Raw genomic sequence first — 22,949 nt, 5'->3', positions numbered from 1 at the left:
CCGATGAACGCCCTGAACCATCACCCCGCGCACCTGTGGCGCCTGGCCCAGTCACTGCTGGTGCTGTGGGCAGCGTTTAGCCTGTCGTTTGCCATCCTTTATGGGCTGCCCGGTGACCCGGTAGCGATCCTGCTGGCGCAAAGCGGCGAACCGGGCTCGGCAGACCCGGTCAAGGTCGCTGAACTGCGCGCTCGCTATCACCTAGACGGCAGCCTCTGGCAGCAGTACACCGGTGCGCTGTGGCGGTTGCTGCAGCTAGACCTGGGTACTTCGCTGCAGACCGGCAAGCCCGTCACCGCAGCACTTGCAGCGGCATTGCCGGCCACCTTGGCGTTGGCCTTCACGGCGCTTGGCCTGGCGCTGCCACTGGGCATCTGCCTAGCGCTCGCGGCCCATCGCGTACGCCAGCGACCGTTGCAGAGCGTGCTGCACAATGCCCCTGCCGTGGTGGTGTCGCTGCCGACCTTCTGGGTCGGGCTGGTGCTGCTGCAACTGTTTTCCTTTCAACTGCACTGGTTGCCGGCCATGGGTGGGCAAGGCCTGGCCAGCCTGGTTCTGCCGGCCGTGACCTTGGCCCTGCCGTGCGCGGCGATGATCGCCCAGGTGCTTGGCCGCTCGATCGCCACGGTCAGCCAACAGCCCTTTGTGCAGGCCCTGCGCAGCAAGGGTGTCGGGCCATGGCGGCTGCTTGGCGGGCATATTCTGCACAACGCAGCGATCCCCTTGTTGAGCCTGGCCGGCACCCTGCTGGGCAACCTGCTGGCCGGCGCGGTGGTGACTGAAACCGTGTTCTCCCGTGATGGCATCGGGCGCTTGGCCCAAGGTGCTGTCGCCAGCCAGGACATCGCGGTGGTCCAAGGCGTAGTACTGCTGGCCGCCGCCTTGTACGTGCTGACCAACCTGCTGACCGACCTGGCCTACCCGTTGCTCGACCCCCGTATCCGCCAAGGAAGCCGCCCATGATCCTGCAACCTACCTACCGGCTGGCACGCCCGGTGCGCTGGCCCAGCCTGCCACTGACGCTGAGCGTGGCCCTGTTCATCGTGGTGCTGGGCTGGGCCTTCTGGCCGAACCTGTTCAGCAGCGCCGACCCGCTGCTGGCTGACCCGAGCCAGGCCTTGCAAGCACCCTCCGCCGCCCACTGGTTCGGCACGGACCACCTGGGCCGCGACCTGTATGCGCGTTGTGTGCATGGCGCGGCACTGTCGCTGCAGGCCACCAGCATCGCGGTACTGATCGCCCTGGTCGCCGGCAGCCTGCTGGGGGGCATTGCCGGCTGGTTCGGTGGCGTCGCCGACCGGCTGCTGGCGATGGGGGTGGAAGTCCTGATGGCGATTCCTGCCTTGTTGTTGGCGATGGCCATCGTCACTGCCCTGGGTTTTGGCACGCTGGAAATTGCCCTGGCCGTGGGGCTTTCCTCGGTGGCGATGTTCGCCCGCCTGGCACGTGGCGAAGTCTTGCGCTGGCGCCGCCGCAGCTTTGTCGAGGCGGCGCAGGTGGCCGGGGTTGGCAGTTGGACCAACCTTTGCCGCCACGTGTTGCCACATGCCGCGGGGCCGTTGCTGGCCCTGGCCGCACTGGAATTCGCCAGCGCTGTGCTGGCCGTCTCGGCGCTTAGCTTTCTGGGCTTCGGCGCGCCGCCGCCCCAGCCGGAATGGGGCTTGCTGATCGCCGAGGGGCGCAACTACATGGTCGTCGCCTGGTGGTACACCACCTTGCCGGGCCTGGTGGTGGCTGCGGTGGTCCTGGCTACTCAACAACTGGCGCGTAGCCTGCAACAACTTCAAGGAGCAGCGTGATGAGTTCGCCACTGGTTCGTATCCGCCAGTTCCGCGTCGACTACCCCGGCAGCCAACAACCCGCCGTGCAGGCGCTGGACCTGGAGATTGGCGCGGGCGAAATCGTCTGCCTGGTCGGCGAGTCCGGCTCAGGCAAGTCCACTACCGCGGCGGCGCTGGCGGGTCTGTTGCCGGCTACAGCACGGCAAAACGGCCAACTGTGGCTACAGGGCCAGGCGCTCGACACCTTCAATGAGCGCGACTGGCAAACCCGCCGTGGCCGCCTGGTCGGCTTCGTGCCACAAGACCCAGGCACGTCGCTGGACCCAGTCAAGACCATCGGCGCGCAGGTGATCGAAGCCATGACCGTGCATGGCGTAGCGCACAGTGAAGCCCATGCCAAGGCGCTGGTCTTGTTGCAGCAAGTTGGCCTCAAGGCACCTGAGCAACTGCTGCGGTGCTACCCCCATCAGTTGTCGGGCGGCATGTGCCAGCGGGTATTGATCGCCATCGCCCTGGCCAATGACCCGCCGCTGCTGATCGCCGACGAGCCCACCAGTGCCCTCGACGTGAGTGTCCAGCGGCAGATCCTCGACCGTTTGCAGCATTTGGTGCACGCGCGCGGCAGCAGCCTGTTGCTGATCACCCATGACTTGGCGGTGGCGCTGGACCGGGCCGACCGTATTCTGGTCATGCGCCACGGCCAACTGCTCGAAAGCGGCACGCCCGAACACCTGTGGCATACCCCCAGCCACCCCTACACCCGCCAGTTGCTCAATGCCTCACCCTTGGCACGGTTGCAGCAGCGTCGTACCCGCCCGGCCGATCACCCTGCGGCGCCCTTGCTGCAGGTCACTGGGCTGCAGCGGCGCTTCAACCGCCAGGGGCCGGCGGCGGTGGCGGATGTCAGTTTCAGCCTGCCTCGTGGCAGCACTACCAGCCTGGTTGGCGAGTCGGGCTCTGGCAAGTCGACCACGGCGCGCATCATCCTGGCCCTGGAGCAGGCAGATGCAGGCAGCGTGTTGTTCGATGGCGAGCAGGTGCTTGGCGCAGGGCGCAAGCAGTTGCAGGCCTATCGGCGCCGGGTGCAGTTGGTCTACCAGAACCCTTGGGCTGCACTCGACCCGCGGCACAACCTGCTGGACATCATCAGTGAACCGCTGCGCGCCTTCGCCATCGGCAACCGGCGCGATGATCGCCAGCGGGTGGTCGAGCTGCTGGGGCGTGTCGGGCTACCTGCCGACTTGCTGCAGCGGCGCCCTGGTGAGTTGTCCGGTGGGCAACGGCAACGGGTCGCCATCGCCCGTGCGCTGGCCGCCGAGCCGGACCTGTTGGTACTGGATGAGCCGCTGTCGGCGCTGGACGCACCGGTGCAGGCGCAAGTGCTGGAGCTGTTGCAGACCTTGCAACGCGACCTGGGCCTGACCTACCTGTTCGTGTCCCACGACCTTGCCACGGTACGCGGCATCAGCGACCAGGTGCTGGTGATGAGCCAGGGCAGGCTGGTGGACCAAGGGCCTACCGAGCAGGTATTCGAGCAACCAGCGAGTGAGTACACACGCCGCTTGCTGGCGGATATGCCAGGGTGGCGAGGCCTGCAGCCGGCCCCACTAGCCCTGCCTTCCCGTCAAGCGCGATCCGGGTAGGAGCAGCCTTGTGCTGCGAAGAGGCCAGTGGCAGCAGCGAAGATTAACGGTGTCTTCACCGGCCTCTTCGCAGCGCAAGGCTGCTCCTACCTGGAATTTCCAATGATCAACGAGGACCATTGATCCCTACTTCGCGCCATCCAGCCCCATCTGCCAGAAATCGGCCTCCAGGCTCGACGCCTGGCCAAAAATCCCTGCCAGCTCCACGAACCGTTGCTCGGTCATGCTCCGCGCGGCCAGTTCATCCAGGTGCTTGCGGGCATTAGCCGCCACCTGCTGATACCCTTCCCCGGCATACTCAGCGATCCACTCACGGTAAGGGTGATCGCTCAGGTCACCAATCCGCTCAGCCAACGTCCGGCCAATTTCTGCATAGCCGATCACACAGGGCGCCAACGCCACATGCAGCTCCAGCAGATCGCCTGCGGCGCCGCAGTCGAGCACATAGCGGGTATACGCCACCGTGGCCTGGTGCTCGGGTGCGGCCTGGATATCAGCCTGGGTCAGCCCCCAGCGCGCGCACAGGCGCAGGTGCAGCTCGGTTTCGTCGAGAATCGCCGCGAGGCCCGCCTGGGCGGCGCGGATGTCGGCCGGCAGGCGGCTCTTGTAAGCGGCCAGGGCCCAGGCGCGGGCGAACTGGATCAGGAACAGGTAGTCCTGCACCAAGTACGTCCGGAACGCCGCCTCGCTCAGCGTACCTTCGCCCATCTGCTGCACGAAATCATGCTCGACATAGCGGTGCCACTCGCCCGTGGTGGCGGCCTTCAGGCGATTGAAAATATCCATGCTCACACCTCCCCCTCGTAAACCGCATCGAAGAAGGCCAGCTCCAAAGCCACGGTACGTAGGTAGAAATCGGTGCTCAGCTCGGCTTCCTGCGGCCCGACGCGGTCCAGTTCGGCCTGCAGGAAGGCGACGAACGCCTGGAACGCCGGGTTGTCGTGCAAGGTGATCCACTCGGCATGCACGAAGTGTTCAGGCAAGGGCTTCGGCGCCTTGAGCGCCCAGTCCAGGTACAACCCTTCGGCGACATTCAATACTGCCAACGCGGCGGCGTACGAGCGGGTGGCGGCTGCTTCACGCATGATCGCCTTGAAGCCTGCGGTCGGCGCAGTGTCCGCGGCCTCTACGCGTTGCGCCGGGCTGACGTCCAGCGCCTCGAAGGCGCGCAGGAAATAGGTGTTCTCATCGCTGGAGATCATCCCGGCGAACTGGCCGAAGCGCAGGCGTGCCTCGAAGGTGTCCGCGGTGGCGATCGCAGCGCCGAGCAGGGTCAGGAAGCTGTCGAGAAAGCGGTGGTCCTGCACCAGGTAGCGGACCATGATCGGGTCCGGCAGGCTGCCGTCGCACAGTTGGCTAACGAAGCGGTGCCCGACGGCCGCCGACCAGGTCGGCTCGCTCTGACGGCGCAGGGTTTGCGTGAAGCGTTCGGTCATGATGCTGTCCTCTGCAGGGGTGACAGCGAGACCGTTGAAGCTGGCATGGACTGGCCTCGCAGTGAGGCCGGCAAAAAGGCAGGTTTCAAGTCCCATCCCTTCGCCGGCATGATCCGGATCAGGTTCGAAGGGTCACCGCGCTGCAACGCTCAGCGGTTTCTCAGCCCGTTGCCGGGCTCCCCTTGGTGGCCACAGGTATACAGCAGGTAGGAAGGTGCTGTCACGCCCCAAACACTGGGCCTTGGGTGACCCGCTTGTGGGTGCCTGTCCCCAGCCCTGGCACGCCATTATTTAGCGCGACTCAGGTTTTTAAAGGATTTGTTTAACAAAGCATTACCGAAACATCTGTTGGCACAGCCGTTGCTCAGGCCCCTTAACCAGGCAAAACGCCATTGATGGCCCCAAGCCATAACGCCGCGAGCGAGGCACCAGGCAATGAAAACACCTGCCGTGAGTCACCCAACCAGGCACACATTCAAACTGTCTGCCGTCACCGTGCTGATGCTCAGCCTTGGGCTGAACCCGGCAATCGCGTCTTCCCTCGATGACGTCGGCCAGCCGCCGCCGACCGACCCCTCGGCCTATACCGACCAGCCGGACGACCCAAACCCGGCGCTGCTCAACCTGTACACTTTGCCGGAAGCCAACGAAGGCTCGTTGGAGCTGACCGATGGCGTCCATGGCGACCGCTCTACCGTGCGCCAGGACAACGTACTGCCGCCTGCGTTGCAAACCTCTGAAAAGTACCCCACCAACGGCAAGCCCAGCCCGTTGTTCGGTGCGCAGCCGTTCACCCAGCAACTGCTGCTGTTCGAAGAATTCGGCCCGGAAAAGCTCGACCCCAGCATCCCGGCACCTGACCTGACCTTCCCCGTACCAACCCTAGGCGCGGCCCCCGCGCAAGACCCCAATGTGGTCGCCCGCAGCGGCCCCAGTGGCACCGCCCTGGAAGCCTTCCTCAAGCAACCGGGCCTGTACCCCTTCCCTACCCAGTTCTCCAACGTGCTCGACCGCAACCCGTGGAAAGCGCAGATAGAGATGTTCCTCAACCGCCACCCGGTCGGCTCGCCGGCTGAAGGCCGCCCACCAGGAAAGGGCTGGTCCCATCAGCGCTGGAACGAGTTCTACCCTCAGGCTGCGTTCAAGACCGCCCAAGCTGGCGCACGCATCAACCTCGGACTGCGTGACCGCAAGCAAATGCACAACTATGCGGTCGGTGAGTTCGCGCCAGGCGGGCTGTACTACCAGACCTCGGACATCCCCACCACGTTGGGCACCACCAAGGGCATCGACACCCGCTTCCACCCAAGCTTCCCTCTGCAAAACCACAAATCGCTGTGGACCTTCGACGGCACCTTCCCGCCCAAGCTGCTGATGGTCCGCTATGGCCAGCCGATCTTGATGCGCCATTACAACGCCTTGCCGATCGACCCGTCGGCCAACGGCGGCTTTGGCCTGCACACCATCTCCACCCACGAGCACAACGGCCACTCCCCGGCCGAGAGCGATGGCTTTGCCAACGCCTACTTCTTCCCCGGCCAGTACTACGACTACCGGTGGCCGGTGCAGTTGGCCGGTTACGACACCATCAACACCCGCGCCCAGGACCCACGCGCGGCGTTCCCCTGCGCACCGGGCGAAACGCTGTACGTCAACGACGCCTCACCGGGCCTTAAAACCTGCGAAAACGGCAGCATCAAGATTCGTGGCGACTGGCGCGAAACCATGAGTACCCACTGGTTCCACGATCACATGATGGATTTCACGGCGCAGAACGTCTACAAAGGCAACGCCGTGATGATGAACTACTACAGCGCCCTGGACCGCGGCAACGAGGCCCTGCAGGATGGCGTCAACCTGCGCTTCCCCAGTGGTTCGGCCATGCCGTGGGGCAACCGCGACTACGACGTCAACCTGGTGATTGCCGACAAAGCCTGGGATGCCAATGGCCAATTGTGGTTCAACCCGTTCAATACCGACGGCTTCCTCGGCGACCAGATCCTGGTCAACTGGCAGTACCAGCCCAAGCTGAAAGTACGGGCGCGTAGCTACCGCTTCCGCATCCTCAATGGGTCGGTGTCGCGCTATTTCAAGTTCGCCGTGGTGCGTGAAATCGCCGGCAGCAGCGGCGAATTCAAGGGCCCGTCCGGCTCCAACGTGTCGTATGCCCGCGTGCCGTTCCACATGATCGCCAACGACGGCAACATCATGGAACATGCCGTGCCATTCGACGGCACCTTGGACCTCAACGGCGACGGTGACCTCAAGGACAACAACGGCATTATGCCGCTGCAAGGCATCGCCGAGCGTTACGACATCATCATCAACTTCGCCAAGAACGGCATCAAGGCAGGCGACAAGCTGTACTTCGTCAACCTGATGGAGCACCAGACCGGCAAGGGCCCGAACCAGGCCATTTCCCTGGCCGATGTGCTGTCGGAGAAATACAAGGCGGTCATCAAGCAGACCAGCAAGGGCCCGCAGTGGGACAAAGGCGACCCGGTGGTGGGCAAGTTCATGCAACTGCTGGTGCAGCCTTACAGCGGCCAGGACCTGAGCATGGACCCAGTCGCTTATGAACCGGCCAAGCCGGGCAAGGCCGCAGGCCTGAAGATGATCCCGCTGACCCTCGACCGCAACGCCGTGGCCGACCAGGCCAAGCTCAAGGATGCCCGCCACCGCGAGTTCATCTTTGGCCGCTCCGACGGCACCGACACCACCCCCTGGACCATCAAGACCGATGGCGGCTTCGGCTACAGCATGGACCCACGGCGCATCAACGCAGCGCCGCAACTGGCCAACGAAGCCACCCAAGGCGGCTTTAGCGGCGACGGCACCCTGGAAGTGTGGAAGATCAAGAATGGCGGCAATGGCTGGAGCCACCCGGTGCATGTGCACTTCGAGGAAGGCATCGTGCTCAGCCGCGACGGCAAGGCACCGCCAGAGTGGGAAAAGTGGGCGCGTAAGGACGTCTACCGCATTGGGCCGGATGCCGACTCATCGGAAGAAGTGGAAATGGCCATCCGCTTCCGCGAGTTTGCCGGCACCTACATGGAGCACTGCCACAACACCCAGCACGAAGACTCGTCGATGCTGCTGCGCTGGGACCTGGAGCACCCTGGCCAGTTCCAGGTGATGCCTACCCCGTTGCCGGGTTGGGACGGTGTGGAATACGTCGCTTCTGTAGGCCTGCCGACCTTCCGCACGTCTGGCCACAATGATAACGACGATACCAACAAGCCACCGGTTGCGGTCAACGACAGTGCTGCCACCACGGCCGGCAAGGCGATCACGCTCAATGTGCTGGCCAATGACACCGACCCCGAGCGCAACCTGCCCTTGACCGTCACTGGCCTCAGCCAGCCGGATTCGGGCATGGGTACCACCAGCACCGACGGCACCACGGTGACCTACACCCCACCCGCCACCGTCGCTACACCGTTCACCGCCAGCTTCAACTACTCGGCGCGCGACGCCAAAGGTGCCGAGTCGGTCGCCCCGGCGGCGGTCAGCATCGCGGTGAGCCCGGCATTACCGGTCGACAACATCCAGGTCAGCAGTGCCTCGGTGCAAGTGCGCAGCGGCAACCGCTACACCTGGGAGCTGGCGGGCACCACCTCGGTGGCTACCGGCAATGCCATCAACGTGACGGTGGCCACCACCAGCGGGCCGTTGAACCTGGGTGCTGCCACGCTGACCGCGGCCACCACCGGCGCCCGTTGGCGGTTGTCGGTTACTACCACCGGCAACGGCCCGGCAACACCGGCGACAGCGACCGTGACATCGACGCTGGGGCAAAGCGTGACAGCGCCAATCAGCATCAAGTAAGCAAAGCAGGTGTAGGAGCAGCCTTGCGCTGCGAAGAGGCCAGTGACAACACAATGCCATTTTGGTGCTTTTACTGGCCTCTTCGCAGCACAAGGCTGCTCCTACAACGGTTTGTGTAGGATCTTTTACGGAGGAGTGCTTCATGACCGGCTCATGGCGTGTTCTGCTCGTGCTGTCGCTGTTCGCTGCCAGCATCCCGTTCTGGCCCGTGCAACCCCGGCAAGCCCCACCCCAAGAAACCGCCACCCCCTGGGGCGCCGACTACTTCCCCAATACCCCCCTGCTGACCCAGGACGGTGAAAAAGTGCACTTCTTCGATGACCTGATCAAAGACAAGGTCGTCGCCATCAACTTCATCTTCACCGGCTGCTTCGACTCCTGCCCGGTGGAAACCGCGCGCCTGCGCCAGGTGCAGAAAATCCTCGGCGACCGGGTCGGCAAGGACATATTCCTCTACTCCATCAGCATCGACCCCTACAACGACACGCCGGCCACCCTCAAACGCTACGCCGAAAAATTCGCCATCGGCCCCGGCTGGACCTTGCTCACCGGCGAGCCTGCCGACATCGAGCAATTGCGCAGAAGCTTGGGCCTGTACATAGAAGGCCTGGAAAACGGCCGCTCCAAAGACCACAACCTGAGCCTGATCATCGGCAACCAGGCCACCGGCCGCTGGATGAAAGCCTCGCCCTTCGAGAGCCCCTACATCCTCGCCGACCGCCTGGGCAACAGCTTGCACAACTGGAAGCAAGCCAGCGCCATGGCCAACGACTACGCCCATGCGCCGGAAGTCCGCTCGCCCAGCAGCGGCGAGCAGATCTTCCGCACCCGCTGCTCTTCCTGCCATACCCTGGGCGACGCCGAGCCAGGCGTGCAACGGGGCATCGGCCCCGACCTGTTAGGCGTGACCCGGCAACGCGATGCCAGGTGGCTGAGCCGCTGGCTGAAAGAGCCAGATCAGATGCTTGCGCAAAAAGACCCGCTGGCGATGCTGCTGTACGAGCAATACAACCGCCTGGCAATGCCCAACATGCGGCTGGGCGATGCCGAGGTCGCTGCACTGATGACCTACATCGAAGAAGAAACCACACGCTTGCAGACGCCTTTGGCAGATACGGCAAAACCTTGATGGCAATTAATCTTCATCGTCATGACCGACTTACACTACTGCGGGGCCTGCGACTCATTAGGTTTCAGTAGTGTTTTTCCCTTGCGCCATAATGCTTTGCGGATGTTTCTGCGGATAATGTCGGGGACCTCAAAGCCCAACGATTCCCATTTTTCCCTTCCAGGTTGACCCTCCGTTCTACTGTTGATCACTAGCTCGCGAGCCGACCTACTTCGGTTAATTCGGCTAGCTCGGTCAGTGCCTAGTCCTTTATAGGATTTTTTCAAAGTATTGTTCCAGCTCAGAAAACGTTGGGCCTGCGCTGTTGTATAGATCGGTTTAACATTGTTAAGAAGTGTAACCCGGCTCTCGGCTCCGGGTGGTTGATGCAAAGCTGAGGAAGTTGCGGGAACGGGTGATTGCCTAGCCGTCTGAGCGGAGGGGGATGTTACGGGAGTGTATGAAACAGCCGGCGAGGGCACTGGGGAAGTAGGTATGGCAGCAGGAGATTGCAGAACAAATAAATCAGCATCCCAACTAGGCGGCGATTGCGGAGCGGCAAAGGGAGAACCGGAAAGGTCGATATCTGGCGTATTCATTCGTGAGGGGGGGCTCGGGCTCCTCATGTGCCCCGAGGGATCCGTATAGTTTACCGGATCGTTATCGCAGTACAGGTAGGCATTGAAACCGCCTGCATCGAAAGGGCTAAAAGAATCTGGCGAATAAAAGCGCATGAGCGATGGGCTGTAAATGCGTGTGCCATTGCCTAAGAGGTACAGATTCTCCTGCAGACTTTGTAGTTCCCCATTAAAGCCGAGTCTCGTACTGAGGGCATTGTTGTCATGCCCATAGGTTGTGTAGCGGCAAGGTTCAAGTGGGTGACCCGTATGATCGGCACGATCAAGTACCGAGTGGTTGCCATCACAAGCCAGTAATAGCGTACGGTTTAAGGTCTCGTCATGCCGCAACTCAGCCAACGGCAGAGGTCCACTACGAACGAAAACAAACTTCCCCCTGGTGCTCATCACAACACTTGGGTGGCTGCCTTGATAAAAGTATTGTGTTTTGAGAACCATGCTGCCCACCGTCGACTGAACTGTATCTTTGAGCTTACCGCCGCCCTCCCTGAGAGGTAACTGGTAAATTTAACAGTCTTCAATCCTGGCAGCCGGATCAATTTATCCATTTCTCTACAGCCGGCGATATACTGAATGCCCAATATCGTGGGGACGTAGGATGAGGATGAACGCAGCACCATGACCGACATCGAGCGCTACGTCCGCGCCGCCACCCGTGACAACACGCGGCGCAGCTACCAGGCTGCCATCGACCATTTCGAGACCCAATGGGGTGGTTTCCTGCCGGCCACCGCCGAGGGCGTGGCCCGTTACCTGGCCGACCACGCCGAGCAGCACGCGGTGAGCACTTTGCGTCAACGCCTCGCGGCCCTCAGCCAATGGCACATCAGCCAGGGCTTCCCCGACCCGACCAAGGCGCCGCTGGTGCGCCAGGTACTGCGCGGTATTCGCACCCTGCACCCGACACCGCCAAAACAGGCTGCACCGCTGTTGCTGCAACACCTGCAAACCGCCGTGCAATGCTTCGAGGACGAAGCCCGCCAGGCACGCGAATGCCACGACTTGGCCACCCTGCGCCGAGCGCGTCGCGACACGGCGCTGCTGTTGCTGGGCTTTTGGCGAGGGTTTCGGGGGGACGAGCTGGCGCGCCTGCGCGTCGAGCACATCCAGGCTGAAGCCGGTGTCGGCATCACCTTGTTCCTGCCTCGCAGCAAGGGTGACCGCGAAGCGCTTGGCGTGCAGCACCGCACGCCGGCACTCAAGGCATTGTGCCCGGTCAGCGCGTACCTGCAGTGGATCGAAGTGGCCGGCATCGCCCATGGCCCGGTGTTTCGCAAGCTCGACCGCTGGGGCAACCTCAGCGACGCGGCGCTCAACAGCAACAGCCTGGTTGGGCTGCTCCGGCGCATGCTGGAGCGTGCCGGGGTACCGGCGGCGTTGTACACCGGCCACTCGCTGCGCCGTGGTTTCGCCACGTGGGCCACGGCCAATGGTTGGGAACTGAAGTCGTTGATGAGCTACGTGGGCTGGAAGGACGCCAAGTCAGCACTGCGCTACATCGACTCGGCGCAACGCTTTGGTGAGCTGGCCGTGTTACCGGCCAGCCAGGTGCACAACCTCATTCCTTGAAGGCGTGGCGAGCAATGCCGCCGATTTCCGGGCGGATCGCATAGAGGTCGCCGGCATCCGGGTAGTGCCGCAGCTCTACAGCGTTCATGCCGAACCGCGCGGTGGTGATATACAAGGTGGTCATCCCTTCACCGCCAAAGCAGCAGCTGGTCGGGCGCGTCACCGGCATCACCACCTGGTCGGTCAGGTGGCCGTGACGGTCGTAATGCAGCAAGCAACTGCCATTGAACTGGCACACCCACAGCCCGCCTTCGCGGTCTAGCGCAATGCCGTCTGGGCGCCCTAGCTCGGCAGGCGTTTCGGCAAACAGCGTAACCTCGGTCAAGCGGCCTTCGGGCAGGTACTCGGCGCGGTAGATGGCGCGGGCGACCGAGTCGACGAAGTAAACGCTGTGCCCGTCTTCCGACCAGGCCAGTCCGTTAGGCAGCGCCATGCCATCGTGGATCACCTGGTCGCTCAGTTCTGCGTCGAAACGGAACAAGGCGCCGGTTTTGCCACTTGGGGCTTCGTCCATCAGGCCGCTGACGAAACGGCCCTGGGGGTCGCAGGCACCATCGTTGAAACGGTAGGTGGAACGCGGGTGAACCGGCACGGAGTATTGCCGCACCTTGCGCGCGTTCACGTCCAGAATGGCGACACTGGAATCCTCGGTGAAGATCAGGTTGCCCTGGTCGGTCAGGGCCAGGGCGCCAATGCGTGCGGCCGACTCATACAGGCTTTCGACCTCGCCGTCCGGGTTCAACCGATTGATGCGCCCATCGGTGATATCGACGAAGTACAGCGCGCCGCTGCGCGCGTCCCAAACCGGGCTCTCGCCCAGGTCGGCGCGGGTGTTGGCGACCTTGACCGGTACGTAGTGGCATTCCTTGATGCGGCTCCAGCGTTCGGCCACTTCCTTGAAGTTGCCCGCCTGTACCCGCGCCAGGTCGCGTGGGTAGCTGACGCCGCTGTTCTCGGTGAAACGGGTGGCGGTGAACTGCCCGTTGCTGGCACGCAGGATGTAGCCCGTGTCGCGGCACAGCGAGCTGGCCAGGTACAACAACCCTGGGGTGACCCATTCGGGCTTGAGCTCTTCCGGTGCCTGGGTCACGCCCCACATGCGGGTCTTGGCCACGGGCGAGATGGCATTGACCAGGATGCCGTGCTCCATCCCTTCCATGCTCAAGGCGTTCATGATGCCGACCTGGGCCATCTTGCCGGCTGAGTAGGCGACCAGCCCCGGCTGCGAATAGCGCTGGTACATGGCGCGGTCCGAGGTGGTCAGCACCACGCGCGGGGCGGCGGAATGCTTGAGGTACTTCCAGGCATGCTTGGCCAGCCACACCGGGGCGTGCACGCTGATGCCCAGCGCGCGCTGAAGAAAGGCTTCTTCCTGCGCTTCGATGCCCTGGTAATCGACCCAGCCTGCATTGTGAATGAGGATATCCAGTGCGCCAAACTGCTCGATGGCCAGCTCGATCAATTGTTGGCAGGCGCGTTCGTCTTCCAATTGCCCGGCATGGGCGATCGCGTTGTAGCCCTTGGCCTGCAGGGCCGCGAGTGCCTGGGCCAGGGCCGACGGGTCCTCGCCCTGGCCTGCCCGGTCAGTCCCCAGGTCGCTGATGACCACGCGGGCGCCTCGCTCGGCCAGTGCCATGGCGTAAGCCAGGCCCAGCCCTTGGGCAGCACCGGTGATGATCGCGACTTTGTTCTTGAATGGGTCTGTGATTGGCATTGCAGGGCACCTTCGATTCTCCTTTTTTACGATAACAATAAAAAAATCAATGACTTAATATTAAAAGCATGCAACTTTGATATCTCAGGGATATCACCGAGGCTTTGTCACTCGGTGGCCACGCACTATGATGGCCGCCTTGCAGGGGTGGCGCCTGCCAGGCACCCCGGCAAGTCGATGAAGGAACATAGAATGATCGAGACACGTTTGCTCAGGCAGTTCATCGCCGTAGCCGAAGAACTGCACTTCCACAAGGCCGCCATCCGCCTGCACATGGCGCAGCCGCCCCTGAGCCAAGCGATCAACCGCCTTGAAGAAAAGCTCGGCTTCAGCCTGTTTCTGCGCAACAAGCGCGGGGTCAAGCTGACTGCCGCTGGCATGGCCTTTCTGGAAACCGCCTACCGCACGCTCAAAGAGCTGGAGCAAGGCATCGAATACGCGCGCAATGTCTCGGAAGGCATCTGCGGCAAGCTGACCATCACGGCCATCTCCATTGCGTATTACGAGTCGCTGCTCACGACCTTGCGCAGGTTCCGCGAGGTCTACCCCAATGTACGCCTGACCATCCGCGAGATGCCCTCAGCCTCGCAGGCCAAGGCCTTGATGGCCGGCGAAGCCGACATCGGTTTCATGCGCAAGCTGCCGATGCCGCCCGATACCATCGAGTCGCGGCTGTTGCTCAACGAGCAGATCATCATGGCCCTGCCCGCCAACCACGCCAGGGCCCATCAGCCGCTGGTCGACCTGCGCGATTTTGCCGAAGAGGACTTCGTCTTCACCCCGCAAGCCCTGGGCAGTGGCTACCACAGCCAGTTGATCGCCCTGTGCGAGTCGGCCGGTTTCTACCCCAAGGTGGTGCAGGAGGCGGCGCAGATCCACACCCTGATCGGCCTGGTCGCCTGTGGCTTCGGCGTGGCCCTGGTGCCGGAATCGATCGCTTACTCGACGCTGCGTGAGCGCGTGCAATTCCGCCCGATCCGCCCGATCAAGGACCAGCCCACCCCAACCATGGGCCTGTACATGAACTGGAACATCCAGAACGCTTCGCCGGCCCTGGGCAGTTTCATCGCCATGCTCGACCAGGGCGCGCCGAAGCGCTTCAGCGACACCCTGCAAAACCCTCTGATCCTGTAGCCCTACACCGTCAACCGGTACTCATGTAGCCAGGTGTCCAGCGCCAGGGCCGTCTCCAGGTTGTTACGCCGCAGTTGCGAGTTGAAATAGCCCTCGGGCTGGCGCAACTCGCCGGCCAGCCGGCCGTGGTCGATGACCTGGAACACGGGCCGGTCTGGCGCCTTCAGCAACTGCCGGGTGCGCTCGCGCAGAAAGCGCTCATAGGCCAGGTTCGCCGAGGTCGGGTACGGGCTTTTGCGCCGTTGCAACACCGCAGGCGGTACCCGGTCGGCGCCGGCCTGCTTGAGCAACCATTTTTCCTCGCCATCCTTGCCCTTGATCGACCACGGCACGTTGTACACGTACTCCACCAGTGAATGATCAGTGAACGGCACCCGCACCTCGAGGCTCGCGGCCATGCTCAGGCGGTCCTTGCGATCCAGCAGAATCGGCAGCCAGCGCTGCAGGTGCATGTGGCAGATTTCGCGCATGCGCCGTTCCTGCGGACTGTCCCCTGGCAGATGCTCGACGCTGTCCAGGGCCTGGTGATAACAGCTGTCCTGATACTGGGCAAAATCGCAGGCCCGGTTGAACTCAGGGTTGATCAGTTCGGGCTGCAGCAGTTGCATGCGCGACAGCCAAGGGAAGCGCGCTGCGGCCACGGCCTGCGGGTCGCGGAACCAGGCGTAGCCGCCAAACACTTCATCTGCCGCCTCACCGGAGATGGCCACCGTGGAATGCGCGCGGATCGCCTTGAACAACAGGTACAGCGAGGTGTCCACGTCGCCGAAGGTGGCCGCGCTGTCGTTGGCGCGGTACACCGCCAGGCGAGCCAGGTCCGACACCAACTCCCGGTTCTCGATGAGGATGGTCTGGTGCCGGCTGCCGATGTACTGGGCCGCCGCCAGGGCATAAGGTTGGTCACGTTCGGGGCGAAACGCATCACCCTGAAACTGCTCGGCCTGGCCGACGAAATCCACCGAGTAGGAATTCACCGCCCCGCCCTGCTCGGCCACTAATCGCTGTTGCGCCATGGCAGTCAGCAGGGTCGAGTCCAGGCCACCGGACAGCAGCGAGCAAACCGGCACATCGGCATGCAACTGCTCGCCCAAGGCATTGTCGAGCAGCTCGCGGGTGCGTTCGACCGTGGTCGCCAGGTCGTCCTGATGCTCACGGCGTTGCAACTGCCAGTAGCGGCTGATCTTCACCTGCCCCTGGGGCCGCCAGGACAAACGATGCCCCGGCGGCAGTTCGCTGACCCCGCGAAAGGCAGTGCGGGTGGTCCCACGGGACAGGCTCAAGGCATCCACCAGGCCTACCGCGTCCAGGGTGCTGGCAACCTCGGGGTGGGCAAGAATCGCCTTGATCTCGGAGCCGAACAGCAGCCCCTGCTGGTGACGGGCGTAGTACAGCGGCTTGACCCCCAAGCGGTCACGCACCAGCAGAAAGTGGCCATCGCGCCCATCGAACACGGCGAAGGCGAACATGCCGTTGAGGTGGTCGCAGCACTGCTCGCCCCACTCCAGGTAGGCGTGCAGCACCACTTCGGTGTCGCTGCGTGTTTTAAACACATGCCCGGCCTGGCGCAAGCGTTCGCGCAGGGCATGGTGGTTATAGACCTCGCCGGTGTACACCAGCGCGACGTCTTCACCCGTGGCGAAGCGGTAGGTCATGGGCTGCACGCCACCGCTCAGGTCGATGATGGCCAGGCGCCGATGCCCCAGCAAGGCATTGCGGTGCTGCCAGCTGCCGCTGGCATCCGGCCCCCGCAAGGCCAGGGTATCGGTCATGGCGCCGAGCACCTCGCGCTGTTGCGCGAGGTCGCGGGTGTAGTCCACCCAGCCTGTAATTCCGCACATGGTTCGCCCCTTACACCTGAAGACGACGGGTAGGCAGCAGGCCGATCAGCGCCTGCACGCGTTTGGCGATGTCCAGCAACTGCAGCTCGCTGTCGCGTCGGCCCATGATCTGTATCGCCAGGGGCGCCTTGCCGTCAGCGCTGAGGGCGATCGGCACGGTAATGGCCGGCAGGCCGCTGAAACTGGCCAGAGGGGTGAAACCGATTTTCTGGGCGTAGTCGTGATCGTCCGGAGACGGAATGGTCGAATCACCTGGTTGTGGGCTGCGCCGGTCGAAGGGCCGGTTCGGGTCCATCGGAAAAATAACGACATCCACCTGAGCGGCCTCGAACCAGGCATCTATACCCGCACGCACGGCGTCCATGCGGGCATGAATGCGCAAGTAGTCGCTGTCGCTTACCCCTTCACCTACCTTGAGCGCGCTGAGCGTTGACCAATGCAGTTCGCAGTCGAAGCGCCGCGCCCAGGCCGCAGACGCCAGCCAAGCGTCGCGCGCACACAGCTGCCAGGCATCGCCACGGCAGGCCCACAGGTCGGGCATGGCCACTTCACGCGGGGCCATGCCCAGGTCGGCCAGTGCAATACGGGCCTGGCTCAACATGTCGAGCATTGGTGCGCTGGTCAGCGCAGGGTCGAGCACGTGTTCAAGCACGCCGACACGGTACTGCTGCTTGAGCGGTTGCTGATCGCCCAGCAACGGCCCCAAGCCCAGCATCGGCAGCAGCAGGGCAAGGTCGTCGGCGCTGCGGGTCACCCAACCCAAGGCGTCCATGCGTGGCGACAGCGGGAATACTCCGGCCAGGCTGGCGGCCTTGTGGGTCATGCGCAAGCCGACCATGCCACAGTGGGACGCCGGCCAACGCACCGAGCCCAGCACATCGGTACCCAACGAGATGTCGCACAGGCCTGCAGCCACGGAAACCGCAGACCCGGTGCTGGAACCCGACGGGTCGATGGTCGGGAAATGCGGGTTGCGGCAGCCTGCGCCGAACGCGATGTTCAGCTCGGTGGTCGCCACCTTGCTGGTCAGCGCGATACGCGGGTCGAGGTGGCTCAGCGCCTCGGCGCTGCGTTGCGGGTAGTGACGGTAGCTGCGCAGCCCCAGGCGGGTCGGTAGGCCGGCGACGTCCACGGTGTCCTTCACCCCCAGCCGGACCCACGGCGCCTCAACTGGGCGGGTGCTGGTCAGGCAGCGATAGTGGCTGTCGGCGTGATCGCGCCAGGCCTCATACTGTGCAGCCCAATCAGCCGCCAGTGCAGGGCTGCGTTCCAGCAGTTCGAGGCGCTTGCGCAGGCTTAGGCCGAGGTATTCTGGCTGTTCGCGGCCGCTGGCCAGCGGCGCACCGCAGTGGTTCAGGTAATGGGCGATGGTGCCCTGGGTATCAGCATGGCTCATGGGTGTATTCCTTGACAGTGGATGAGGCGGCCCACGGTTGGGGCTTGCCGGTGGCAGACAGCGGCAGGTGTGCGACCCGGCGCACGGCGACCGGTCGCGGGTGGTGCGCAGGCCAGTGCGTGAGCGCTTCGCGCACGGCCTGCTCGGTCAACGTTGGCGAACTGAACAGCACTTCGAACGCTTCGGCGCGCAACCCATCGCGCACCGGCACGCAGGTCAGGTTCGGGCACTGCAGGCGTTGGCCGAGCTCGCAGGCCAGGCGCGCCAGGTCGAGCCGAACCCCGTTGACCTTGATCAGGCTGCTGGCCCGGCCCAGCCATTGAAAGCGTCGCGCGTCCAATGGCAGCACCAGGTCATCGCAACGGTGATGGTGTGCCGGGGTTGCAGCGCCCTGCTCCCGCGCGATACGTGGGCTGCTGACGTCTAGCGGGCTGGCAGCGCCGATCGGGCTCAGCAACTCGACATCGCTCAGCAGCGTCCACGGTTGCTCTGCGGTACTTTGCGCATCCAGCGCGCGATAGGCCATGGCGCCGGTTTCGGTGGCACCCAGCAGCTCGATGAAGCGCACCTGCGGCCCTGCAAAGCGGTGCACGGTGGCCAACGCGTCCGGTGGCAACAGCGATGCGCTGTGCACCACCAGTACCGAACGCCGTGCTGACAGGCGCGCCAGCAGTGCAGGCAAGAGCCGCCAGGTACTGGCAATGGCGAGGATCACACAGGGCCCGTCGCCATCGAGTTGCGGTAACTGCTGCTGTTCCAACGAGCAGGCCTGCAACCGCGCGCTCAGCCATTGCGCACCGACCTCGCCCAGGATCATCCCGTAGCTGTGGCAGCTCGGCGCGAACGACAGGACCTCGGTCGCGTCAGCCGCCCAGCGGCCGAGAATCAGCGCGGCCTCGTCGACCATTTGCGCGTGGCTGCGTAGCCAGTGGCGTGGCGCGCCGGTGGAGCCCGACGTGGTGAACAGATGATCGCCGCTCACGGGGTGGCCTGCAGGGTCAATTGGTCTTCGCGTTTCTGGGCGACGAACTGCTCCATCTTTTCCAGTGTTTCAAACCAGTAGCGAACGTCGTCACTCAGGTAATCCACTTCGATGGCGAAACAGGCTTCAATGGCGGTGATGACTTCGACGGCCATCAGGCTGTCGAAACGTTCGCCTAGAAAATCGCGGAAGCTGTCGCGCTTATCGATGGCGTTGACCTCGTCGCCGAGTAGTTGCGCCAGTGCCTGACGAATCTGCTGCTCAATAGAAAGGTTGCTCACGCGCCTGGTTTTCCTTGTTGATGGTGGGCATTGATCAAGGCCGTTCCCGCGCTGTAGAACACGTGTTCTGGCAGGATCGGATCAAACTGCAAATAGATGAAAGCGTTCGGGTAGTGACTGACCAGGCAGCGGTGCAGGCCTTCGGCCAAGGCCGCATGGGCCAGCCCGTCGCGCGCCACCGACAGGGTGATGCGCAGGTAGAACTGCAACGCCACGCCGCTGCTATCCACGGTCGGCAACGGCATGCCGGCGCTGAACACACACCCAGGTTCCAGCACATTGAAAAACACCATGCAATGCGCGGTATCGGCGCCCTGCGCTTTCAGCAGGCGGGTGAACGCCAGGGCCAGGCGCTTGCGCTCGATGGGCTGCAGTGGTGCGCAGGTAACAGTAATGGTTGGCATGCCTGCTCCTCACGACAGCTGCAGGTTGGGCAGGTGCTGACGCCTGCCTTCGGCAAACGCCTGCAACAGGCGCCCCAGGCAATCGGACAATGCGTCGTGGCCCTCCAGGTACAGCGGCGACCAGGCATGGCCTTGGCCGCTGCGCACTTTGTCGAGAAAGAACTGCAGGTGCGCGCGGTCGACCGGCAACCCCTGCGCGGCGCCAAACGCCACGGCCTGGTAGGTGCTGAGCAAATCAGGGATGCGCTGCCCGAGGTTGGCGAAGCCGCCCTGGCGCACCTTGTGTGCAACCAGCAGTTCGTTTGCCTGCTCGCGCACATCCCAGCCCGCATGGTGCAGGCAGATCAAGGCTTGCAGGCTGGCACGCAAGGACGCCTGCCCTCGTGGGTAGGCGGCGTGCCCACCTTGTTGAGCGCAACTGGCCACAAAGGCCTCCAGCGCCACAAGGTCGACCCCAGCGTTGTTGCCCAGTTGCTGGAGGATCGCCACCGCAGACGCCGTGGACACCAGGTCCGACCCGCGCCCCTCCCAGAACCCGAAGCCACCATCGGGGTTCTGCAACGAGGCCAGCCAGTGCCCGACCGCCTTGCGCGCCGCTGGCTGGCCGGCGAAGGCGCCCGCCGCCAGGCCCCAATTGGTGCAGCGGACTTCAGCGCCCCGCCCTGGCATGTACATGAGCCCAGGCTCGTTAGGCATCTGGCAGCCTTCGATCCAGTGCAAGGCTGCCGCCCGCTGCGCAGCACTCAGCTGTTCGCCGAGCACGGCAGCTGCCGTGGTCAGCACATCCGCCGCGCTGTCGACCTGCCGATAGGTGTAGCCACCCTGAGGCAGCGCCAAGGTCGCGATGAACCGTGCAATGTTATCTGCCAGGTGGGCCACCGGCTCTCCCAACGCCTTGAGCGAGCCCACCGCGCAAAAAGCGGCCCAGACGTCCTCGCCGTCATAGCCCTGCCAACGCACGAAAGCGCCACTGGGCCGACGCAGTGCGTCGATCCAGGCGATACACGCGTGGCGCGCCAAGGGCTGCGCATGCAATGCCGCAAGGCTCGCCGTGGCGCGGTAGGTCGCCCACAGGCACGGTTGCTCGGCAGCCTCGCTGAAACGAAAGCCGCCGCTTTCCACCTGCTGCGCCTGCAACCAGGCAATCAACCGCGGCAGGTCCCACCGCGGTGCTGGCAGCCCTTGATGGGCCAGGGCTCGCGCGGCCATCACGCCGTAGAAGCAGGCTCGGGTGTCAGCCAAATTGCGCCGGGCAAAGTCCGCCGACCAACTGAGGCCGCCATTGCTGCACTGCAGCCCTTCCAGCCAGGCGTACAACGCCGGGGCATCGGCCACTTGCCCCTGGCACACCTCGATTAACGTACGCACTGCATAGTGGGTGGCCCAGACATCCGCCGTCTGCCCGGGGCACATGGCGTAGGCATCACCGTCGAACAGCGTTTGCAGCCAATCGGCAGTTTGGGCGCCATGGTCAATGGCGATACCCAGGTCCTTGAGCGTTTCGGTGCAATAAAAAGTCGCCCAGGCGTCGGATGGCATGCCCTTGCTCCAGGCGAACCCCCCGTCGCGGTTACGCCGGGACTGGATATAGCTGCGCAGGGCCGGCGTATCGACGCTGTCGAGGCGCTCGACCCAGGCCAGGCTGCGGATCGCGGCGTATGTGCACCACAAGTCAGGCTGGCCGTTGCCCAGACCGTGCCCTTGGGCAAGGGGTGACGTGGTCATTGCTTGCCCCCCACGAAGCGCAGGTTGGTCTTCTTCCAGCTTTTTTGCGAGCCACCGCTCTTGTTGATGGCCGACAAGTTGTTGACGAACAACACACGGCTCCAGCGCAGCCCCATCAGTTGCTCGGAACGTGCCAGCAGCTGCGCTTGTAATAGGCCTTCCTGGGCGTTGTCCCAGTGCACGTCACGCTCAAGGATCAACGCGGCGCTGTCGTTCTGGCGGTCGATTTCGATCACATAGCCGGTGGCGTCGCAGGCGCCGTAGACCACCTCTTCGACGGCGCGAATCTCAAGGTCTACGCCGGCCACCGCGATGCTGTCGCTGTCGCGGCCATTGACCAACAGGCTGGGGCTGCTCCGCCCGGCTTGCCACGGCGCGGTAAGGGTGACGCTGTCGCCAGTGTCCAGCCGCAGTAACGGGCGCGCGTACAGGTTCAGCGGGGTGACGACGAGGCGGCCTGTCAGGCCTTCGGCGGGCGTTACCAGCCTGCCGTCCGGCAACAGCAGCTCGAAATAATTGGTGGCCGTGGCCAGGCGCATCTGCTGGTCCGCGCCTACGGCTGCCAGCGTGCCGGTCTCGGTACTGCCATAACTGGCGTCGTGTACCTCGCAGTGCCACCCGCGGGCCAAACGGTCACGAAACGGCTGGGTGTTGACCTCGCCCAGCAGCATGATCGTGCGCACCGACTGGGCAAACGTGTCGAGCAGCTCCCGCTGCTTGAGGTAGCGGGTCAGTTGCACCAGTACGCCGGGGGCGATGAACAGCACCGTGGGCCGGTAGGTGTCGAAGGTCGTGCACACCCGTTCCCAGTCGGTGATGCCGGTGGTAAAGGGATAGAGCCGTACATGCGACACGTCGAGGTATTCGCAGACGTTAGCGATCAGGTCGCCGACCGGCACGATGTCCGATGGCATCAGGTTGGCCACCCGCGCCCCGGGCTGCAGCACCGCTCGCCAGTGGCTGGCGACGCTGACGGCATTCCAGATGATGTCGTGTTTCAGGCGCGGGGTTGGGGTTGGCTCGCCGGTGGTGCCGGTGGTGGCGTAGTACTTGGCCGCATCGCCAAGGGCTACGGTGCAAAACGCCAAGGGTTGGCTTTTCAGCGCGGCCTTGGCGGTCAGCGGCAATTGCTGGAACGCTGTGAAGCTGTAGGGGCCAATCCCTGCGTAATGGCTACTGTGTTGCGCACGCGTCCAGACTGCTTGCAACTTGCGTTCATAAAATGCGGCATCGGGCACGCGCCCGACCTGCTGTTGAAGTTCGCCCTCGGCATCCTTCAACACGCCGAAATCCTTATCGCCATGAACTAACATCGACTCGCCCTCTCGAATAAACAGTGCAGAGAATTGGCGAGCGACAGGGGTTAAGTAAAATACTTAATAGTAAGTAGCGGTGAGAGTCGGACGGTATTACTGGGCCGAAATAGAGCCTTTTGCGTGGGTTGTATGTAGCGCTTTTCTGATCAAAATCAG

At 63.7% G+C, this 22,949-nt stretch carries 18 protein-coding genes, 1 pseudogene and 1 riboswitch; of the genes and pseudogenes, 7 read left to right on the top strand and 12 right to left on the bottom strand.

From position 1 onward, the window contains the following. Positions 1-3 precede the first annotated feature (3 nt). The 3 genes from OO306_RS02100 to OO306_RS02090 are packed head-to-tail and all read left to right on the top strand — an operon-like array spanning position 4 to position 3,424. The gene (locus tag OO306_RS02100) at positions 4-963 is read left to right on the top strand and encodes an ABC transporter permease (RefSeq protein ID WP_265967526.1); all 960 of its coding nucleotides are present in this window, start codon (positions 4-6) and stop codon (positions 961-963) included. Next, on the top strand, positions 960-1,799 hold the full coding sequence (locus tag OO306_RS02095) for an ABC transporter permease (RefSeq protein ID WP_265967525.1): 840 nt from the start codon (positions 960-962) through the stop codon (positions 1,797-1,799). Before OO306_RS02100 ends, OO306_RS02095 begins: the two co-directional genes overlap by 4 nt. Continuing rightward, positions 1,799-3,424 carry an ABC transporter ATP-binding protein gene (locus OO306_RS02090; RefSeq protein ID WP_265967524.1) on the top strand — a complete coding sequence of 542 codons (1,626 nt, stop codon included), beginning with the start codon at positions 1,799-1,801 and terminating at the stop codon, positions 3,422-3,424. The genes OO306_RS02095 and OO306_RS02090 overlap by 1 nt, the downstream gene beginning before the upstream one ends. Positions 3,425-3,550: 126 nt before the next feature. Here OO306_RS02090 and tenA read toward each other — a convergent pair whose 3' ends face one another. Both tenA and OO306_RS02080 read right to left on the bottom strand, forming a co-directional pair. After that, entirely contained in the window at positions 3,551-4,210 is a 660-nt protein-coding gene (tenA, locus tag OO306_RS02085; RefSeq protein WP_099429389.1) for a thiaminase II, read from the bottom strand. Between the two features lie 2 nt (positions 4,211-4,212). Continuing rightward, entirely contained in the window at positions 4,213-4,860 is a 648-nt protein-coding gene (locus OO306_RS02080) for a TenA family protein (RefSeq protein WP_099429390.1), read from the bottom strand. A 78-nt stretch (positions 4,861-4,938) separates the two neighbouring features. Then, a riboswitch (TPP riboswitch) is annotated at positions 4,939-5,053 on the bottom strand. A gap of 242 nt (positions 5,054-5,295) precedes the next feature. Between OO306_RS02080 and OO306_RS02075 the strand changes: the two genes are divergently transcribed. Further along, positions 5,296-8,688 carry a multicopper oxidase domain-containing protein gene (locus OO306_RS02075; protein WP_265967523.1) on the top strand — a complete coding sequence of 1,131 codons (3,393 nt, stop codon included), beginning with the start codon at positions 5,296-5,298 and terminating at the stop codon, positions 8,686-8,688. A 142-nt stretch (positions 8,689-8,830) separates the two neighbouring features. Continuing rightward, positions 8,831-9,817: an SCO family protein gene (locus tag OO306_RS02070; protein WP_265967522.1), complete on the top strand. Its 987-nt coding sequence runs from the start codon at positions 8,831-8,833 to the stop codon at positions 9,815-9,817. Positions 9,818-9,852: 35 nt separating this feature from the next. Here the strand turns inward: OO306_RS02070 and OO306_RS02065 are convergent, their stop codons facing one another. Beyond that, positions 9,853-10,821: an RHS repeat-associated core domain-containing protein gene (locus tag OO306_RS02065; RefSeq protein WP_265967662.1), complete on the bottom strand. Its 969-nt coding sequence runs from the start codon at positions 10,819-10,821 to the stop codon at positions 9,853-9,855. A gap of 231 nt (positions 10,822-11,052) precedes the next feature. On the opposite strand from OO306_RS02065, the gene OO306_RS02060 reads away from it, so the two are divergent. Further along, the gene (locus OO306_RS02060) at positions 11,053-12,003 is read left to right on the top strand and encodes a site-specific integrase (protein WP_265967521.1); all 951 of its coding nucleotides are present in this window, start codon (positions 11,053-11,055) and stop codon (positions 12,001-12,003) included. On the opposite strand, the gene OO306_RS28325 is transcribed toward OO306_RS02060, so the two are convergent. Then, the gene (locus OO306_RS28325; RefSeq protein ID WP_323055821.1) at positions 11,993-12,895 is read right to left on the bottom strand and encodes an SMP-30/gluconolactonase/LRE family protein; all 903 of its coding nucleotides are present in this window, start codon (positions 12,893-12,895) and stop codon (positions 11,993-11,995) included. The genes OO306_RS02060 and OO306_RS28325 overlap by 11 nt on opposite strands. Before the next feature lie 177 nt (positions 12,896-13,072). Next, positions 13,073-13,717, bottom strand: a pseudogene (locus OO306_RS28320) (SDR family NAD(P)-dependent oxidoreductase); the annotation flags it as partial. Between the two features lie 192 nt (positions 13,718-13,909). Between OO306_RS28320 and OO306_RS02050 the strand changes: the two are divergent. Continuing rightward, entirely contained in the window at positions 13,910-14,851 is a 942-nt protein-coding gene (locus OO306_RS02050; protein ID WP_027595404.1) for a LysR family transcriptional regulator, read from the top strand. Positions 14,852-14,853: 2 nt separating this feature from the next. Here OO306_RS02050 and asnB read toward each other — a convergent pair whose 3' ends face one another. From asnB to OO306_RS02015, 7 genes are read right to left on the bottom strand one after another with little or no spacing between them, the layout of a single operon-like run. Further along, positions 14,854-16,689: an asparagine synthase (glutamine-hydrolyzing) gene (asnB, locus tag OO306_RS02045; RefSeq protein WP_265967520.1), complete on the bottom strand. Its 1,836-nt coding sequence runs from the start codon at positions 16,687-16,689 to the stop codon at positions 14,854-14,856. 10 nt (positions 16,690-16,699) lie between these two features. Further along, complete coding sequence (locus OO306_RS02040) at positions 16,700-18,085, bottom strand: amidase (protein ID WP_265967519.1); 1,386 nt, start codon at positions 18,083-18,085, stop codon at positions 16,700-16,702. Then, positions 18,072-19,067: an AMP-binding protein gene (locus tag OO306_RS02035; protein WP_265967518.1), complete on the bottom strand. Its 996-nt coding sequence runs from the start codon at positions 19,065-19,067 to the stop codon at positions 18,072-18,074. The genes OO306_RS02040 and OO306_RS02035 overlap by 14 nt, the downstream gene beginning before the upstream one ends. Continuing rightward, on the bottom strand, positions 19,064-19,348 hold the full coding sequence (locus OO306_RS02030; RefSeq protein WP_027595408.1) for an acyl carrier protein: 285 nt from the start codon (positions 19,346-19,348) through the stop codon (positions 19,064-19,066). Before OO306_RS02030 ends, OO306_RS02035 begins: the two co-directional genes overlap by 4 nt. Beyond that, positions 19,345-19,752, bottom strand: coding sequence for a hypothetical protein (locus tag OO306_RS02025; protein ID WP_265967517.1), 408 nt, complete (start codon positions 19,750-19,752; stop codon positions 19,345-19,347). Before OO306_RS02025 ends, OO306_RS02030 begins: the two co-directional genes overlap by 4 nt. Before the next feature lie 9 nt (positions 19,753-19,761). Then, positions 19,762-21,477, bottom strand: a complete 1,716-nt coding sequence (locus OO306_RS02020) for a prenyltransferase/squalene oxidase repeat-containing protein (RefSeq protein ID WP_265967516.1) — start codon at positions 21,475-21,477, stop codon at positions 19,762-19,764. Beyond that, entirely contained in the window at positions 21,474-22,760 is a 1,287-nt protein-coding gene (locus tag OO306_RS02015) for a phenylacetate--CoA ligase family protein (RefSeq protein WP_265967515.1), read from the bottom strand. The genes OO306_RS02020 and OO306_RS02015 overlap by 4 nt, the downstream gene beginning before the upstream one ends. Between the last annotated feature and the right edge of the window lie 189 nt (positions 22,761-22,949).

Origin of the sequence: Pseudomonas sp. DCB_AW (genome assembly GCF_026240895.1) — a bacterium.
GTDB classification, from domain to species: Bacteria; Pseudomonadota; Gammaproteobacteria; order Pseudomonadales; family Pseudomonadaceae; genus Aquipseudomonas; species Aquipseudomonas kermanshahensis.
Note: the sequence above shows the minus strand (reverse complement) of the source record. Positions and strands in the feature narration are given on the sequence as shown.

Coding starts and splice junctions, on each gene's coding strand:
- OO306_RS02060 (WP_265967521.1), top strand. CDS start 11,053: ATGACCGACATCGAGCGCTACGTCCGCGCCGCCACCCGTGACAACACG.
- OO306_RS02025 (WP_265967517.1), bottom strand. CDS start 19,752: ATGCCAACCATTACTGTTACCTGCGCACCACTGCAGCCCATCGAGCGC.
- OO306_RS02075 (WP_265967523.1), top strand. CDS start 5,296: ATGAAAACACCTGCCGTGAGTCACCCAACCAGGCACACATTCAAACTG.
- OO306_RS02090 (WP_265967524.1), top strand. CDS start 1,799: ATGAGTTCGCCACTGGTTCGTATCCGCCAGTTCCGCGTCGACTACCCC.
- OO306_RS02070 (WP_265967522.1), top strand. CDS start 8,831: ATGACCGGCTCATGGCGTGTTCTGCTCGTGCTGTCGCTGTTCGCTGCC.
- OO306_RS02065 (WP_265967662.1), bottom strand. CDS start 10,821: ATGAGCACCAGGGGGAAGTTTGTTTTCGTTCGTAGTGGACCTCTGCCG.
- OO306_RS02050 (WP_027595404.1), top strand. CDS start 13,910: ATGATCGAGACACGTTTGCTCAGGCAGTTCATCGCCGTAGCCGAAGAA.
- asnB (WP_265967520.1), bottom strand. CDS start 16,689: ATGTGCGGAATTACAGGCTGGGTGGACTACACCCGCGACCTCGCGCAA.
- tenA (WP_099429389.1), bottom strand. CDS start 4,210: ATGGATATTTTCAATCGCCTGAAGGCCGCCACCACGGGCGAGTGGCAC.
- OO306_RS02100 (WP_265967526.1), top strand. CDS start 4: ATGAACGCCCTGAACCATCACCCCGCGCACCTGTGGCGCCTGGCCCAG.
- OO306_RS02080 (WP_099429390.1), bottom strand. CDS start 4,860: ATGACCGAACGCTTCACGCAAACCCTGCGCCGTCAGAGCGAGCCGACC.
- OO306_RS02020 (WP_265967516.1), bottom strand. CDS start 21,477: ATGACCACGTCACCCCTTGCCCAAGGGCACGGTCTGGGCAACGGCCAG.
- OO306_RS02040 (WP_265967519.1), bottom strand. CDS start 18,085: ATGAGCCATGCTGATACCCAGGGCACCATCGCCCATTACCTGAACCAC.
- OO306_RS02095 (WP_265967525.1), top strand. CDS start 960: ATGATCCTGCAACCTACCTACCGGCTGGCACGCCCGGTGCGCTGGCCC.